Origin of the sequence: Ramlibacter paludis (assembly GCF_022012305.1) — a bacterium.
Taxonomy (GTDB): domain Bacteria; phylum Pseudomonadota; class Gammaproteobacteria; order Burkholderiales; family Burkholderiaceae_C; genus Ramlibacter; species Ramlibacter paludis.
In genome coordinates, this window is the sequence record NZ_JAKLTM010000002.1 from 516,806 (window position 1) to 531,947 (window position 15,142).

The 15,142-nt window shown below is 66.8% G+C and carries 12 protein-coding genes and 2 pseudogenes; 8 read left to right on the plus strand and 6 right to left on the minus strand.

What is annotated here, in order from left to right; all coding sequences use genetic code 11:
* The gene (gene aroC / locus LZ009_RS09220) at positions 1–1,098 is read right to left on the minus strand and encodes a chorismate synthase (protein ID WP_275697612.1); all 1,098 of its coding nucleotides are present in this window, start codon (positions 1,096–1,098) and stop codon (positions 1–3) included.
* 58 nt (positions 1,099–1,156) lie between these two features.
* Complete coding sequence (locus tag LZ009_RS09225; RefSeq protein ID WP_275697613.1) at positions 1,157–1,621, minus strand: CBS domain-containing protein; 465 nt, start codon at positions 1,619–1,621, stop codon at positions 1,157–1,159.
* Between the two features lie 116 nt (positions 1,622–1,737).
* Between LZ009_RS09225 and LZ009_RS09230 the strand changes: the two genes are divergently transcribed.
* From LZ009_RS09230 to LZ009_RS09240, 3 genes are read left to right on the plus strand one after another with little or no spacing between them, the layout of a single operon-like run.
* Positions 1,738–3,033 (plus strand): O-acetylhomoserine aminocarboxypropyltransferase, encoded by a 1,296-nt coding sequence (locus LZ009_RS09230; RefSeq protein WP_275697614.1) that lies wholly within the window; start codon positions 1,738–1,740, stop codon positions 3,031–3,033.
* Positions 3,034–3,045: 12 nt separating this feature from the next.
* Positions 3,046–3,855 carry an alpha/beta fold hydrolase gene (locus LZ009_RS09235; RefSeq protein ID WP_275697615.1) on the plus strand — a complete coding sequence of 270 codons (810 nt, stop codon included), beginning with the start codon at positions 3,046–3,048 and terminating at the stop codon, positions 3,853–3,855.
* Positions 3,852–5,114, plus strand: coding sequence for a cytochrome P450 (locus LZ009_RS09240; RefSeq protein ID WP_275697616.1), 1,263 nt, complete (start codon positions 3,852–3,854; stop codon positions 5,112–5,114). Before LZ009_RS09235 ends, LZ009_RS09240 begins: the two co-directional genes overlap by 4 nt.
* On the opposite strand, the gene LZ009_RS09245 is transcribed toward LZ009_RS09240, so the two are convergent.
* Together LZ009_RS09245 and LZ009_RS09250 are read right to left on the minus strand one after the other, a co-directional pair.
* Positions 5,091–6,545 (minus strand): class I adenylate-forming enzyme family protein, encoded by a 1,455-nt coding sequence (locus LZ009_RS09245; protein WP_275697617.1) that lies wholly within the window; start codon positions 6,543–6,545, stop codon positions 5,091–5,093. The genes LZ009_RS09240 and LZ009_RS09245 overlap by 24 nt on opposite strands.
* 4 nt (positions 6,546–6,549) lie before the next feature.
* Positions 6,550–7,758, minus strand: coding sequence for a YihY family inner membrane protein (locus LZ009_RS09250; protein WP_275697618.1), 1,209 nt, complete (start codon positions 7,756–7,758; stop codon positions 6,550–6,552).
* Between the two features lie 23 nt (positions 7,759–7,781).
* Between LZ009_RS09250 and LZ009_RS09255 the strand changes: the two genes are divergently transcribed.
* The 5 genes and pseudogenes from LZ009_RS09255 to LZ009_RS09275 all read left to right on the plus strand — a co-directional run bounded on the left by LZ009_RS09255 (position 7,782) and on the right by LZ009_RS09275 (position 13,546).
* Entirely contained in the window at positions 7,782–8,162 is a 381-nt protein-coding gene (locus tag LZ009_RS09255; protein WP_275697619.1) for a DUF2069 domain-containing protein, read from the plus strand.
* Complete coding sequence (locus tag LZ009_RS09260) at positions 8,159–9,571, plus strand: FAD-binding oxidoreductase (RefSeq protein ID WP_275697620.1); 1,413 nt, start codon at positions 8,159–8,161, stop codon at positions 9,569–9,571. Before LZ009_RS09255 ends, LZ009_RS09260 begins: the two co-directional genes overlap by 4 nt.
* Positions 9,572–9,591: 20 nt before the next feature.
* Positions 9,592–10,158 (plus strand): annotated as a pseudogene (gene thyA, locus LZ009_RS09265) (thymidylate synthase); the annotation flags it as partial.
* Between the two features lie 344 nt (positions 10,159–10,502).
* Positions 10,503–10,751: pseudogene (locus LZ009_RS24345) on the plus strand (dsDNA nuclease domain-containing protein); the annotation flags it as partial.
* 995 nt (positions 10,752–11,746) lie between these two features.
* Positions 11,747–13,546: a coiled-coil domain-containing protein gene (locus LZ009_RS09275; protein WP_275697622.1), complete on the plus strand. Its 1,800-nt coding sequence runs from the start codon at positions 11,747–11,749 to the stop codon at positions 13,544–13,546.
* Between the two features lie 67 nt (positions 13,547–13,613).
* Here the strand turns inward: LZ009_RS09275 and LZ009_RS09280 are convergent, their stop codons facing one another.
* The gene (locus tag LZ009_RS09280) at positions 13,614–14,126 is read right to left on the minus strand and encodes a hypothetical protein (protein WP_275697623.1); all 513 of its coding nucleotides are present in this window, start codon (positions 14,124–14,126) and stop codon (positions 13,614–13,616) included.
* Between the two features lie 28 nt (positions 14,127–14,154).
* Positions 14,155–15,126 carry a thymidylate synthase gene (locus LZ009_RS09285; protein ID WP_275697624.1) on the minus strand — a complete coding sequence of 324 codons (972 nt, stop codon included), beginning with the start codon at positions 15,124–15,126 and terminating at the stop codon, positions 14,155–14,157.
* Between the last annotated feature and the right edge of the window lie 16 nt (positions 15,127–15,142).

The following is a 15,142-nucleotide window of genomic DNA, read 5'->3' on the forward strand; positions in this document are numbered from 1 at the left end:
TCACAGGAAAGAGGACTCGATCGGGGTCAGCGGCAGCAGCACGTCGCCGCACTGCGCGCGGTGCTGCAGCACGAGGTCCATCACCACCAGCGCCAGCATCGCCTCGGCGATCGGGGTCGCGCGGATGCCGACGCAAGGGTCGTGGCGGCCCTTGGTCACCACCTGGGTCGGCTGGCCCGAAAGATCGATGGTGTCGCGCGGGGTCAGGATGGAACTCGTCGGCTTGATGGCGATGGAGACTTCCAGGTCCTGCCCGGTGCTGATGCCCCCGAGCACGCCGCCGGCGTTGTTGCTGGCAAAGCCTTGCGGCGTGAGCGAATCACCATGCACGGAGCCGCGCTGGGCCACGCTGGCGAAGCCGGCGCCGATCTCCACGCCCTTGACTGCATTGATGCCCATCATCGCGTAGGCGACCTGGGCATCGAGCTTGTCGAACAGGGGCTGGCCCAGGCCGACCGGCATGCCTTGCGCCGTGACGCGCAGGCGGGCGCCGCAGGAGTCGCCGGACTTGCGCAGGCTGTCCATGTACGCCTCGAGCGCCGACACGTCGGCGACCGGGGCGAAGAAGGGATTGTTCGGGACGTGGTCCCAGCTCTCGAAGGGAATGGCCTGCTCGCCGATCTGCGTCATGCAGCCGCGGAAGCTCGTGCCGTACTGCCGGTGCAGCCACTTCTTGGCCACCGCCGCCGCCGCCACCATGGGCGCCGTCAGCCGCGCCGAGGCCCGGCCGCCGCCGCGCGGGTCGCGCAGGCCGTACTTCTGCAGGTAGGTGTAGTCGGCGTGGCCGGGACGGAATTTCTGCCCGATCTCGCTGTAGTCCTTGCTGCGCTGGTCGGTGTTGCGGATCAGGAGCGCGATCGGCGTGCCGGTGGTCTTGCCCTCGTAGACGCCGGAGAGGATCTCCACCTTGTCCTCTTCCTGGCGCTGGGTGACGTGCCGGCTGGTTCCCGGGCGGCGCCGGTCCAGGTCGGGCTGGATGTCCTCCGCCGACAGTTCCATGCCGGGCGGGCAGCCGTCGATGACGCAGCCGATGGCAGGCCCGTGCGATTCGCCGAAGTTGGTGACCGCGAATAGCTTGCCGAAGGTGTTGCCGCTCATGGGAGGCGATTATCCCAGAGCGCCACCCGTCATTCCCGCGCAGGCGGGAATCCAGGCCTCAGAGCTGCGCCGAAGGCTGCTGGTCTTCCGCCGCCGGCCAGTCGCGGATGTAGGCCTTGAGCATGCGGTTCTCGAAGTTCTGGCTGTCCACGACCGCCTTGGCGACGTCGTAGAAGGAGATGACCCCCATCAGCATCCGCTTGTCCATCACCGGCATGTAGCGCGCGTGCCGCTCCAGCATCATGCGGCGCACTTCGTCGAGCTCGGTTTCCATGGTGCAGGTCAGCGGATGGTCGTCCATCGCCGTGCGCACCGAGATCGTCCCCACCACGTGCTTGTTGGCGACGATGCACTGGATCACTTCGCGGAAGGTCAGCATGCCGACCAGCTCGCCATGCTCCATGACGACCAGCGAGCCGATGTCCTTTTCGGCCATGGCGGAGATCGCCTGGGCCAGCGGCTCATCGGGCGCCACGGTGTAAAGGGTGTTCCCCTTCACGCGGAGGATGTCGCTGACTTTCATGCTGGTCTCCTTGGCAGCCGCTTCCCTGCGCGGCCGGTTCGTAAAGAATATAGCCCACAATCCGCGGCAGTGCCACCCGCACGCCCAGAGGAAACCCCAGAGGAGTACACAAGCCCATGCCCGGTTATTCCGATCCCGGCTTCGACACGCTGGCCCTGCACGCCGGCGCCGCGCCCGACCCCGCCACCGGCGCGCGGGCCGTCCCCATCCACCTGAGCACCTCCTTCGTCTTCGAGTCCAGCGACCACGCCGCGGCGCTGTTCAACCTGGAGCGCTCGGGCCACGTCTACTCGCGCATCAGCAACCCGACCAACGCGGTGTTCGAACAGCGCGTGGCGGCGCTGGAAGGCGGCATAGGCGCGATCGCCACCGCCAGCGGCCAGGCGGCGCTGCACCTGGCCATCGCCACGCTGATGGGCGCCGGCTCGCACATCGTGGCGAGCACCGCACTCTATGGCGGCTCGCAGAACCTGCTGCACTACACGCTGCGCCGCTTCGGCATCGAGACGACCTTCGTGAAGCCCGGCGACATCGACGGCTGGCGCGCGGCCATCCGGCCGAACACCAAGCTGCTGTTCGGCGAGACCGTGGGCAACCCGGGCCTCGACGTGCTGGACATCCCCACCGTGAGCGCCCTCGCCCACGAAGCGGGCGTGCCCTTGCTGGTGGACTCCACCTTTACCACCCCTTACCTGCAGAAGCCCTTCGACCTGGGCGCCGACCTGGTCTACCACTCGGCGACCAAGTTCCTCTCGGGACACGGAACGGTGATCGGCGGCGTGGTGGTCGACGGCGGCAGCTTCGACTGGGAGAAGTCGGGGCGCTTCGCCGAGCTGACCGCGCCCTACGACGGCTTCCACAACATGGTCTTCAGCGAGGAGTCGACGGTGGGCGCCTTCCTGCTGCGCGCGCGGCGCGAAGGCCTGCGCGACTTCGGCGCCAGCATGAGCCCGCACACGGCGTGGCTGATCCTGCAAGGCATCGAGACGCTGCCGCTGCGCATGGACCGCCACATGTCCAACACGCGCAAGGTGGTGGAGTTCCTGGCCGCGCACGCCTTCGTCGCGCAGGTGCGGCACCCGATGCTGGAGTCGCATCCGAGCCATGCGCTGGCCCAGAAGCTCCTGCCCAAAGGGGCAGGCTCGGTCTTCAGCTTCGACCTGAAGGGCAACCGCGAACAGGGCAAGAAGTTCATCGAGGCGCTCAAGCTCTTCAGCCACCTCGCCAACGTCGGCGATTGCCGCTCGCTGGTGATCCACCCCGCCAGCACCACGCACTTCCGCATGAGCGACGAGGCGCTGCAGGGCGCCGGCATCGGGCCGGGGACGATCCGCCTGTCGATCGGGCTGGAGGACCCGGACGACCTGATCGAAGACCTCAAGCGCGCGCTGAAGGCGGCGGAGAAGGCCTGACAAGGAACACCCATGGAACTCCAAGTCAACGGCGCCCCCACCTTCGTCTACAGCGGCGGCAAGCCTTTCGATGCCGCCAAGCCCACCGTCGTCTTCATCCACGGCGTGCTCAACGACCACAGCGTCTGGATCCTGCAGACGCGCTACTTCGCCCACCACGGCTTCAACGTGCTCGCGCCGGACCTGCCGGGCCATGCGAAGAGCGGCGGCGAAGCGCCCAAGTCCGTGGAGGAAGGGGCGGACTTCGTGCTGGCGCTGCTGGACGCGGCCGGCGTGCAGCAAGCCGCCCTGGTCGGCCATAGCTTCGGCTCGCTGATCGCGCTGGAAGCGGCAGCGCGCGCGCCGCAGCGCATCACGCGCATCGCGCTCGTGGGCACCGCCTTCCCGATGAAGGTCACGCCGGCGCTCCTGGACAACGCGCAGAACAACCCCGAGAAGGCGATCGCGATGGTCAACACCTTCTCGCACTCGATGATGGCGCCGCCGCCCTCGGCGCTAGGGCCCGGCACCTGGCTGTATGGCGGCTCGCGCGCGCTGATGCGGCGCGTCCTGGCCAGCAACACGAAGGTCAACGTGTTCCACCGCGGCTTCGTGGCCTGCGACAGCTATGCGAACGGCGAAGCCGCGATGGCGCAGGTGCAATGCCCCGTGCTGTTCCTGCTGGGACGCAGCGATGCGATGGCGCCGCCCAAGGCCGCGCAAGGCCTGCAGGCCAAAGCGCGCGACGGCCGCACGGTGCTGGTCGAAGCGGGCCACCAGATGATGACCGAGGCGCCGGACGCCGTGCTGTTCGCGCTGAAGGACTTCCTGGCGGCGCGATGAGCAGCGTGGTCATCACGCCGGCGATGACGCCCGGGCGGGCCCGCGAGATCGCGGACACGCTCGACCTGCGGGCGCTGCCGCCGGACTTCTACGCCAACCCCTATCCGGTCTATGCGGCCCTGCGCGAGCGCGAGCCCGTCAAGCGCATGCCGGACGGCTCCTTCCTGCTCACGCGCTATGCCGACCTCGTGGCGGTGTACCGCGACGCGCAAGCCTTCAGCTCCGACAAGAAGGTGGAGTTCACGCCGAAGTACGGAGCCGGCTCGCCCCTGCTCGAGCACCACACCACCAGCCTGGTGTTCAACGACCCGCCGCTGCACACGCGCGTGCGCAAGCTGATCATGGGCGCGCTCACGCGCCGTGCCATCGCCGGCATGGAAGCAGGCCTGGTGCAGCTGGTCGATCGGCTGCTGGATGGCATCGAGGCCAAGGGCGGCGGCGACCTGGTGGAGGACTTCGCCTCGGCGATCCCGGTGGAGATCATCGGCAACCTGCTGGGCGTTCCGCACGACGAGCGCGGGCCGCTGCGCGCCTGGTCGCTGGCGATCCTCGGCGCGCTGGAGCCCAGGCTCACGCCGCAGCAGGAGGAACTCGGCAACCGCAGCGTGCGCGAGTTCACGGACTACCTGCGCGGGCTGGTGGCGCAGCGGCGGCGGCAACCGGGCGACCCTGAGCACGACGTGCTGACGCGGCTGATCCAGGGCGAGGAGGCGGGCGAGCAGTTGTCCGAGTCCGAGCTGCTGCAGAACTGCATCTTCATCCTCAACGCCGGCCACGAGACCACGACCAACCTGATCGGCAACGCGCTCGTGGCGCTGCACGAGTGGCCGGCGCAGAAGGAAGCGCTGCTGCGTGGCGCGCTGGACGACGAGGCGCGGATGGCGACGGCGGTCGAGGAGTTCCTGCGCTTCGAGTCGTCGAACCAGCTGGGGAACCGGCGGGCGCTGCGGGCCTGCGAGGTCGGCGGAGTCGCATTGCCGGAGGGAGCGCTGGTCACGCTGTGCATTGGCGCGGCGAACCGCGACCCGGCGCAGTTCGCCCATCCGGATGTGCTCGATCTCGCGCGGCCGGAGAACCGGCACCTGGCTTTCGGGTTCGGGATCCACCAGTGCGCCGGGTTGAGCCTGGCGCGGCTGGAAGGACGGATCGCGATCGGGCGCTTCCTGGCGCGGTTTCGGGCTTATCGCCTCACCGAGTCGCCGACGCGCGGTGGGCGCGCGCGCTTTCGCGGCTTCCTACGCGCGCCCTTCGCGTTTTGAGGGCTCCCGCAGCAAGCGCAGCAAAGCCATCCGATCGACCTTCCCCGCCGCCAGCCTGGGCAGCGCCTCGACGAACACCACCCGCATCTTCAGGCTGCCCCAGCCTTCGATCGCCGTGCGCAATTGCTGCACTGCCTCGTCGCGGCTCGCCCCCTGCGCACACACCACCGCCACGCCCAGCGAAACATCGCTGTCCTCCAGCTCCACCGCCTGCACCGCGCATTCCGCAATCGCCGGCTGCTTGCGCAAGTCCGCCTCCACGTCGGCCGCCGGATACTTCAGGCCGCCGATGTTCACCAGGTCGTCGTGCCGCCCCAGCAGGCGCAACTGGCGATAGCCGACCAGTACGCCATAGTCGCCGCTGACGAACCAGCCGTCACGGAAGGCGGCGGCGGTTTCTTCCGGACGCTGCAGGTAGCCCTCCGCGAGGGCGGCGGTCCGCACGGCAATGGCACCGGCCTGGCCCGCAGGCAGGTCCTCGCCTTGCGGCCCGAGGATGCGCACTTCGACGCCCGCGCAGAGGATGCCGGTGCCGCCGGCGTCGAGCTCCTCGCAGATGCCGCCCGCCTCGTTGCTGCCATAGCGGTTCTTGATCGGCGCGCGGAACATGCGCTCGACCTGCTCACGCAGCGCCGGCGACACCGCGCCGCCGACCGTGGCCGCCCGCACCGGTTCCGGCGCAACGTAGCCCGGCGGCGCTTCGCGCAGCAGGGTCTCCAGCTGCAGCGGCAGGCCCCACACATGGGTGGGCCGCAACGCGGGCAAATCGGCCCCGCGGCCACCCGCCAGCACCATGCCGCCGCGGCGCAGGCAGGCGCTGGAGCGCGTGAAAGCGGCATTCATCACCAGCGGCCCCAGCACCAGCAAGCGGGTCCCGGGCCGGTAGGTGTTCTTCTCGATGCCGGTGGCGACCCACTGTTCCTGCGCCTGGCGCGAGAGCACCATGAACTTGCTGCGGCCCGAGGAGCCGGAGGTGCGCGTGATGCGCTGCGGCTCGTGCAAGCCCAGCGGCTCCCAGGCCGGGCGTTCGCTGCCGAGGGGCTGCGCCAGCTCGCGCACGAGCGCGGCATCCAGCAGCTGGAAGCGCACGCCCACGGGCAGCACCTGCTCGCGCGCCGAGAAGACCCACTGCACCTGGCTGAAAAGGAATTCGGCGTCAGGGTCGCCTTCGGCCTGGAACGACGCAGTCACCGCACCGATGCCCTCGGCGGCCAGCAGCACGACGAGCTGGATGCCGAAGCCCGGGCCGGAGACCGCGATCCGGTCGCCGCGCCGCACCCCCAGGCGCTGGAGCAGCAAGGCGCAGCGCACGAGCATGGCGTGGAGCTGGCCGCGGTCCAGGCCCTCGCCTTCCTCCGCGAAGGCCGGCGCACGGGGTTCGCGCAGCGCCAGTTCCTCGAACAGTTCGACGGTCGTCGGCGGCGTGCGCATGCGCCTATTCCAGCACGTCGCGCAGGTAGACGGAAGACAGGCGCCCGCTCTGCCACAGCTTCGCGGTCGACTCGGACGATGGCAGCAGCAACTGCCGCATCAGGGGCTCCAGCGCAGTCGATTGCACGTCGGCCAGCAACACGTAACGCGTGCGCTCATGGTCGTCGACCTCGTTGAGCCGCCCGATCCAGTCCAGTTGCACCAGCGTCTGCAGCACCGGCTCCAGCTGCAGCAGGTCCACTTCCAGCGCCGCCGCCAGTTCCATGGCGCTCAGCCCGCGCTGCGCCGCGGCCCGCACCTTGTGCAGCTGCTGCAGCACCTCCAGCGCCAGCTGGAACTGCCAGCCGTGGCCGCCGCCGCGCCTGCGCGCGCCCGCCAGCAGCGCCGGCAGGTAGGCGGCGATCACCGCACCCAGCAGCACCGTGACCCAGGCGATGTAGATCCACACCAGCAGGATAGGGACGGTAGCGAAGGCGCCGTAAACCATCGAATAGGTCGGCACCTGCTGGATGTACCAGGCCAGCACGCGCTTGGCGATCTCGATGCCCAGCGCCGCGAACACGCCGCCGGCGATCGCATGCGCGCGTTTCACCGGCGTGTTGGGCACGTAGCGGTACAAGGCGCTCATGGCCGCGGCCAGCAGCAGGAATTCCACCAGCGTCAGCAGCGCCGCGAGTCCGCCCGACATGCCGCCGCCGACCCAGCCGCGCGAGGCCGTCACCACCCAGGAGGTGATGCTCAGGCTCACCCCCATCAGCAACGGCCCGAGCGTGATGGCGGCCCAGTAGATCAGCACGCGCTGCGCCAGCGGCCGTGGCCGGCGCACGCGCCAGATGCCGTTCAAGGTGCGGTCGATCGTGAGTACGAGGGCCAGCGCGCTCACCACCAGCGCGGCGAAGCCGACCGAGCCGAGGCGGCTGGCCTTGCCCGCGAACTGCGTGAGGTAACCCAGCACCTGCCGGGCGATGGTGTCCGGCACCAGGCTTTGGACCAGCCAGCCTTGCAGGTTGGACTGCAGCTTGCCGAACATCGGAAAGGCGGTGAAGAGCGCCAGCGCCACCGTGAAGAAAGGCACCAGCGCGATCGTGGTGGTGAAGGTCAGGCTGCTGGCGGACAGGCCCAGGCGGTCTTCGCGGAAACGCTCGCGCAGCGTCTGCGCCGTGGACAGCCACGGGAAGCGTGCGAGGTCGGCAAGCAGCTGGCGCAGATTCATCGGCCGCTATGATGCCACTCGCCATGCAGTCTCCCGAAAGTGTCGCGGTTCCGCCCGCCGTCGAAGCCACCCGCTGGGTGGCCGTGTCCAGCGTCATCGCGCTGATCGTGCTGGGACTGGTGTGGGAGCTGTGGGCGGCGCCGCTGCGTCCCGGCGGCAGCTGGGTGGCGCTGAAGGTCCTGCCGCTTTGCATTCCGGTCGCCGGCCTGCTGCGCCGTCGCATGTACACCTATCGCTGGGTCAGCCTGCTGGTGTGGCCCTATTTCATCGAGGGCGTGGTGCGCGCCACCAGCGAACGCGGGCCCGCCGTGCCGCTGGCCGCGCTGGAAACGCTGCTCACCCTGATCCTGTTTGCCGCCTGCGCCCTGCACGTGCGGCTGCGCCTGCGGAGCGTGAAGCCATGACCGAACTGATTGCGCAACTGAAGGCTGCCGTGGGCGCCGCCCACGTGCTGACCGAGGGCGACCTCAGCGCCTACGAGCAGGACTGGCGCAAGCGGCGGCGCGGCAAGGCGCTGGCGGTGGTGCGGCCCGGCTCCACGGCGGAAGTGGCCGCCGTCGTGCGCCTGTGCGCCGCCGCCGGCGCGCCCATCGTGCCGCAGGGCGGCAACACCAGCATGGTGGTGGGGTCGGTGCCGGATGCGTCCGGGCGCGAAGTGGTGCTGAACCTCACGCGCATGAACCGCATCCGCGCCATCGATGCCGGCAACCTGACCATGACGGTCGACGCCGGCTGCGTGCTGCAGAACCTGCAGCAGGCGGCGGAAGACGCGGGCTTCCTGTTTCCCCTGAGCCTGGCGGCCGAGGGCAGCTGCACCATCGGCGGCAACCTCGGCACCAATGCCGGCGGCACGCAGGTGGTCCGCTACGGCAACACGCGCGAGCTGTGCCTGGGACTCGAGGTCGTGACGGCGCAGGGCGAAGTCTGGGAAGGCCTCTCCGGCCTGCGCAAGGACAACACCGGCTACGACCTGCGCGACCTCTTCATCGGCAGCGAAGGCACGCTGGGCATCATCACCGCCGCCACCATGAAGCTCTACCCGCTGCCGGCGGCGCAGCTCACGGCCTGGGCCGCGGTGCCGTCGCTGGAGCATGCGGTCAAGCTGCTGGGGCTGGCCCACAAATACCTGGGCGCGGGGCTCACCGGCTTCGAGGTGATGGGCCAGTTCGCCCTGAGCCTGGTGGTGAAGCACATGCCGCAGCTGCGCGTGCCGTTCCAGGCGGACTCGCCCTACTGCGCGCTGCTGGAAGTGTCGGACACCGAGTCCGAGCCGCACGCCCGCGCGCAGTTCGAGCGCCTGCTGGAAGCGGCGCTGGAAGATGGCTGCGCCACCGACGCGGTCGTCGCCGAAAACATCGCGCAGGCCCGCGCCCTGTGGCACGTGCGCGAGAACATCCCGCTGGCCCAGGCCCAGGAAGGCCTGAACATCAAGCACGACATCTCGATTCCGGTGTCGCGCATCCCGGACTTCTGCGCCGAGACCGATGCGCTGCTGGCCCGCGAAATCGCCGGCGTGCGGCTGGTCAACTTCGGCCACCTGGGCGACGGCAACCTGCACTACAACGTGCAGGCGCCGGAGGGCGGCGACCCTGTGGCCTTCCTGCGGGAGCAGGAAGCCAAGGTCAACGGGCTCGTCTACGACCAGGTGAAGAAATTCGGCGGCTCGATCTCGGCGGAGCACGGCATCGGCGCCCTGAAGGTCGATTCGCTGCCGAAGTACAAGTCGCCTGTGGCGCTGGACATGATGCGGGCGTTAAAAAGGGCACTGGACCCCCAGAATTTGTTGAACCCCGGGCGGGTGGTGGCCCTCTGAAGAACCCGGATAATCCTGCCATGCGTCCCGTCCGCTCCCAATACGAAGACTTCATGCGCCATGTCTACACGCATGGCACGGCCAAGACCGACCGCACCGGCACCGGCACGCGCAGCGTCTTCGGCTACCAGATGCGCTTCGACCTGAGCGAAGGCTTTCCGCTGGTGACCACCAAGAAGGTGCACCTGAAGTCCATCATCCACGAGCTCCTGTGGTTCCTGGAAGGCTCGAGCGACAACAACAAGCTGCGCGAGCGCGGCGTGACGATCTGGGACGAGTGGGCGCGCCCCGACGGCGACCTGGGCCCGGTGTACGGCGTGCAGTGGCGCAGCTGGCCGACGCCCGACGGCGGCACCATCGACCAGATCGCCGAGGCGGTCAGGACGATCAAGACCAACCCGGATTCGCGCCGCATCATCGTGAGCGCCTGGAACGTGGCCGACATCCCGAAGATGGCGCTGGCGCCTTGCCATGCCTTCTTCCAGTTCTACGTGGCGGACGGCAAGCTGTCGTGCCAGCTGTACCAGCGCAGCGCCGACATCTTCCTGGGCGTGTATCTTCTTGGTCATATTCCCGCCCCTGTCTGTGAAGCAAATTCCTTTGCCGGCAACGACTTAGCCGCGAACAAGCTACCCGGACACGTCCGGGAAGGGACCCGCCAGGGGGCTGCACGGCCCGGCCGGCTGGGCGCGGGCGAGAGGTCCTGTGTTCTCTGGTCCCAAAACTGGCCCTGCCGGGGAGCCACTGCCCGCCGGCCCTCGAGCCACAGGCCCCTGCGGCAGACCGCGGGCGCCCGCAGGCAAACCCTGTCCGGTACGGTCAACTCGTGAGTGCGACCGACGGGTCACCCGCCGCCGGGCCCGAGGCTAATGAGTCGACCTCAGGCGAGTCCAACGCCGGCGACGGCTCCATCGAGAAAGTCATCTCGGACATGTTCCGGGACTTCTCGGGCGACGAAACCGGTGGCCGCCACGCGATTCGCGGTTTCACCTTTCAGATTTGGAATGCGGTCTTAGAGGCCCTGCGGGAGCACGCCAAGGGCGGCAACTACGCCGTCGTCATGGAGTGGCAGCAGGACGTGGCCATCCTGAACTCGCCCACGGCTCCCGACAAGGTCCGCTTCATCCAGCTCAAGAAGCACGAGACCGGTGTCGTGTGGACCTTGGCTTCCCTGATTCAGGGCGAGGATGCGGCGGACTCGGAGGCCGCGGCAAATGACGACGCCGTGGCGGACCCTAAAGTGCCCGCGCCGGCAGATGACGCCCATGACGGCAAGAAGAAAAAGCCTAAAAAGCCCACCGCGCCCAAGCAGTCCATCCTGAGCAAGCTCTACAAGCAGCGCACCCGTTTTACGGACTTGGCCGGGTGCACGCTGGAGTTCGCATCCGAGGCCCAGTTCAGAATTGAGGGTGACGACGCGAAGGTCGTCACCGCGCCGCACGTCGAACTGGACAAGCTGCCCGGCAAGGAACTGCAGCGGGTCAAGGAGGCCCTGGCCAAGCAACTCCGCCTGGGTGACGGCGAGACCCTTGACCTCAGCGACTTCTGGCTGCGCACCACGGACTGCCCTGTGAACAACGGGCACCTGCACGTCATCGGCGAGCTAGCCAAGATGCAGTTCGATGACGCGATGGAGCCCATGGAGGGGTCGGCGTCGTTCCTCGCGGTTCTTGCCATCGGGTCGCACGTGAAAATTCTTGCCGGTAACAAGAAGATGGCAAAGAACTTGCCGGAGCTTCTCGAGCGTGCGTTGACACGCAAGGACGTGAACAAGTACCTCACCGCGGCCAACCAGCACACGGCGCCCACGAGCGAGCTTCTGAAAACCTTCATCAGCAACCTGGCTGCGGAGGGAGCGCCGCTGGACACTCGCCGGCAGATGAGCCGCGAGGTGCCGCGCTCCTGCAGCGACATCAAAGACCGAGCGGGTCCTGCACCCCTTGTGACTGCGCGCCTTCGCAGCGTCTACGAGCAGCATGGCGAATATCACGCGGCCACCTCACTGGTACAGCTGCTTCAGCAATGGTTCGACGACTTCAAGACCGAATGTCCCGCTGATGCAAGCGCGTATAAGCGGGAGTACCTGTACTGTCTCATGGCGATGATTTACGAAGATGCAGCCCCAACAAAACACCTACCATCTCTTCCGCCTGATTCGCAACCTGAGGACGGGCAATGAAGCGAACCGTGACCTTTCACGCGCTCTCACTAATCTCCGAAAGAGACGGCAACGCGCGGCGGGTAGCCTTCAGCCCGCACAAGAATCTGCTGGTCGGGCCCAATGAGTCAGGCAAATCCCGTGTCCTGAAACACGCGGTTTGGGCGCTCGGTTGCGAGCCCAGGCGCGCTGCGGGCGACTGGGACAGCAACGTTGTAGCCGCGCTGGAGCTGTCTGTCGGCGCCAAGCGATACACCTTCGTTCGCCAGGGCATGCGCATGCGCGCCGCGTTCGACCATGACGGCAAACTCCTTTTCGCAACGGAGAGTGGCGCGCGATGGGCAGAGTTCTTCGCGGAGACGTTCGAGTACACCCTGAGGCTGCAGGGCCAGAAGGAAGGCAGCTACGGCTTTGCCGGACCAAACTATGCCGTGCTGCCCTATTACATCGACCAGGAAGGCGGCTGGGGGCTCAAGTGGGATAACTTCGGATACCTCACGGCATTCGTAGGTTGGGAAAAGCCCGTCTTCGAGTCGTTCACTGGGCTGCGACCGCTGCGATACTATGAAGCCGGCTTGCGGAAGAACGAAATTGCTTTCAAGCTGAAGGAAGCACGCAGCCAGGACCGACTGCAGGAGCGCTCGTTCAAGCAGGTCACTGCCCTGCTCCCTCCGGCTGACGCGACTCTGGACGAAAGCCTCTTCGCGCAGGACCTGCAGGAGCTTGCGCAGCGGGTGACTGAGCTGACTCGAGACGAGGAAGAACTGCGCACCGCGCTAGTCGACGTCGCCATGACACGCCAGGAGAAGCACTCGCAGCTGAAGATGGCGGCGCGTTCGGAGCAGGCTCTTGTCGACGACTTGGCGTACTTGTCGCGCTATCCGGACGACACGGGCGTGGAGTGCCCGACCTGCGGCCAACTTCACAAGACTTCCTTTGCGGCGCGAATCGAGCTCGCGGGTGACGCGCAGGACGCGCATCAGCTGGTGCTGGCGGTTCGCGAGCAGATTGAAAGTCTGCGGACCAAAGAGGCTGAGTTGCAAGCCAAGCTGCGCAATGTCCGCGCTGGCCTGGAGCGAGTGCGTCAGTCCCTGTCGCGCAAACACGAGAGCAAGACCGTCCTTGACGTCGTTGCTGCCAAAAGTCGCGATACCCTCGAGCTCGCCTATAACTCCAGTCGCCGCGACATTCGCGCGCAGATTGACGCCTTGCAAGAAGAGCAGGAGGAGCTGGACGCCGAGCTTGCCAAGTTCACCGATAAGGGCCGTGAGGACCGCGTGCGCGCCCGCTACAAGGAGGAGCTGCTGTCATATGCCGACCGGCTGGGGGTCAACCCGAGCGAAGTCGCGCGCCTGAGCATCGGGGCACGTCCCCGCCTTGCGCAGGGCAGCTCTGGTCCGCGGGTGTACCTGTCCATGTACATGGCGCTCATCGCGACTGCTGAATCGACGGGGGACAGCCCGCGGCTCCCCTTCATCGTCGACTCGCCCAGGCAGCAAGACTTAGGGGATGAGAACTTTGCCGACGTGCTCACCACGATTTTTGAGCAGTCCAAGGCTCACCAGATTTTTGTCGCCAATGTATCCCAACCACCCGGCTGGCAAAAACCAGATGACTGCGAAGTGCTGCGGTTCGAGGGCAAGCGCGCACTGCTGAAGGAAGACAGCTTTCGCGAAGTGGCCCAGGGCGTCGGGCCCTTGGTGAAGGCGATGCGGGACGAACTTGAACGGCAGCGCGAAGCGCAAGCCGCCGAGGAACAGGCTTCCGACTATGAGTCCCGTGAAGGCTCCGAAACGGCCGAGAACAGCGACGAGTGAGCGGGGCGCGCCGCCAAGTCATCTTGGGCGCGCCGGGATGTTGACCGCTTTGCCGCGACAGGCGTGGTCAGGTCGCTGGCGCGCAGCTGACTGTCTTCTTGCCCGTCGACGCCGCCGACCCTCTACGGGAGCGGCTGCTGCCGGCATCCAGCGCCCGCGCCGGCTCTACCGGCTTTCGCGCGGCACGTCTTGCCTGCAACACGGCACTGCTGGCAACCTGCATCTGGCGCTCGAAGTAGGCAAGCTGCTTCTCGGCCATCGCAACCAGATTCTCCGCATTCGGATAGTCCGGGCGAGCTTGCCAGTACTGCACCTCTTCCTTGGCTGCCGTGACCTCGGCATGCGCCAGGCTCAGGTGCCTGCCAAGAACGACGTTGCGTTCTTCCGCGGTCAGTTCCACTTCCCTGGTTGACAGCCCGCCAAAGCTGTTGTCTGCCACGCTCACGGCCTGGCAGTACTCACCCCGGACCATGACGGTCAGAACCTCATGGCCGAAATTCTTGACGAGCGTGATGATGGAGCCACCGTCCGAGCGCTTATGCGCGGCACTGATGATTTTCACGCTCTTGTTCTGAACCATTGAGCGTTGTCCGCTGAGGTCGCAGGTTTCAAACCGCCATCGGCGCGGTCAGTGGCGGATGGTGCTGATATCCCTCCAGAGTGAAGTCTGAGGGCTCCACCTTCTCCAGCCACTCAGGTTCGTATATGCCGGTCTTGCTGTATTCGGGAACGCGGTCAGCGATGACCAGCCGCGGAGGCGGGAATGGCTCGCGCTTGAGTTGCTCCTGGAGCATGTCCACGTGGTTCTCGTAGATGTGCGCATCACCGATAAAGTACGTGAACCACCGCGGCGTATAGCCGGTGAGACGCCCAACCAAGTGCAGTAGCGCCGCACCTTCTGTAAGGTTGAAAGGAGTGCCCAACCCAAGGTCGTTTGAACGCACGTACAGGCACAACGAAATCTCGCCTGAGCCCTTATTCACAAGGAACTGATAGAGCAGATGGCAAGGGGGCAGTGCCATCTCGTCAAGCTGTGCCCAATTCCAGCCGTGGAAAAGAATGCGTCGGCTCGACGGGTCTTTGATGATGGTGTCCAGGCAGTGCCGCAACTGGTCTACATCCTTGTGGAGTATGACCACCTCCTCCTCGTCGTAGGGCTGCACATGGCCCACGACCCGGTAGCCCGCAGATTTGGCTGATTCAATCCGCACAAAGTCAGGGCTGAGCATCTTGAAGGCTGGCCATTGGCGCCACTGGACCCCATAGACAGGCCCCAGGTCGTCAGGCCCCTGGCGAAACGGGTTCTCAAGCCACTGCTTGTTCTCATTGGCGTTCTGGTCCCACACCTTGCAGCCAAGCTTCCTGAAGTCGGCGGCACTCCTGCTCCCGCGCAAAAAACCCACCATCTCTCCGATGGCAGATTTGAACGCAAGCTTCTTGGTTGTGACTGCAGGGAACCCCTTCTTCAGGTCCATGCGCATCATCGCGCCAGGCACGCTCAGGGTGCGCACACCGGTACGGTTCTCCTGCCACTGGCCCTGTTCGAAGACCTGTTGAACTAGCTCCAAATACTCGCGCATTTCGTTTGCTCCAGCT

What these genes read in the sequence shown, in the direction of transcription:
- aroC (WP_275697612.1), bottom strand. Translation starts at nt 1,098, where the DNA reads ATGAGCGGCAACACCTTCGGCAAGCTATTCGCGGTCACCAACTTCGGC.
- LZ009_RS09225 (WP_275697613.1), bottom strand. Translation starts at nt 1,621, where the DNA reads ATGAAAGTCAGCGACATCCTCCGCGTGAAGGGGAACACCCTTTACACC.
- LZ009_RS09230 (WP_275697614.1), top strand. Translation starts at nt 1,738, where the DNA reads ATGCCCGGTTATTCCGATCCCGGCTTCGACACGCTGGCCCTGCACGCC.
- LZ009_RS09235 (WP_275697615.1), top strand. Translation starts at nt 3,046, where the DNA reads ATGGAACTCCAAGTCAACGGCGCCCCCACCTTCGTCTACAGCGGCGGC.
- LZ009_RS09240 (WP_275697616.1), top strand. Translation starts at nt 3,852, where the DNA reads ATGAGCAGCGTGGTCATCACGCCGGCGATGACGCCCGGGCGGGCCCGC.
- LZ009_RS09245 (WP_275697617.1), bottom strand. Translation starts at nt 6,545, where the DNA reads ATGCGCACGCCGCCGACGACCGTCGAACTGTTCGAGGAACTGGCGCTG.
- LZ009_RS09250 (WP_275697618.1), bottom strand. Translation starts at nt 7,758, where the DNA reads ATGAATCTGCGCCAGCTGCTTGCCGACCTCGCACGCTTCCCGTGGCTG.
- LZ009_RS09255 (WP_275697619.1), top strand. Translation starts at nt 7,782, where the DNA reads ATGCAGTCTCCCGAAAGTGTCGCGGTTCCGCCCGCCGTCGAAGCCACC.
- LZ009_RS09260 (WP_275697620.1), top strand. Translation starts at nt 8,159, where the DNA reads ATGACCGAACTGATTGCGCAACTGAAGGCTGCCGTGGGCGCCGCCCAC.
- LZ009_RS09275 (WP_275697622.1), top strand. Translation starts at nt 11,747, where the DNA reads ATGAAGCGAACCGTGACCTTTCACGCGCTCTCACTAATCTCCGAAAGA.
- LZ009_RS09280 (WP_275697623.1), bottom strand. Translation starts at nt 14,126, where the DNA reads ATGGTTCAGAACAAGAGCGTGAAAATCATCAGTGCCGCGCATAAGCGC.
- LZ009_RS09285 (WP_275697624.1), bottom strand. Translation starts at nt 15,126, where the DNA reads ATGCGCGAGTATTTGGAGCTAGTTCAACAGGTCTTCGAACAGGGCCAG.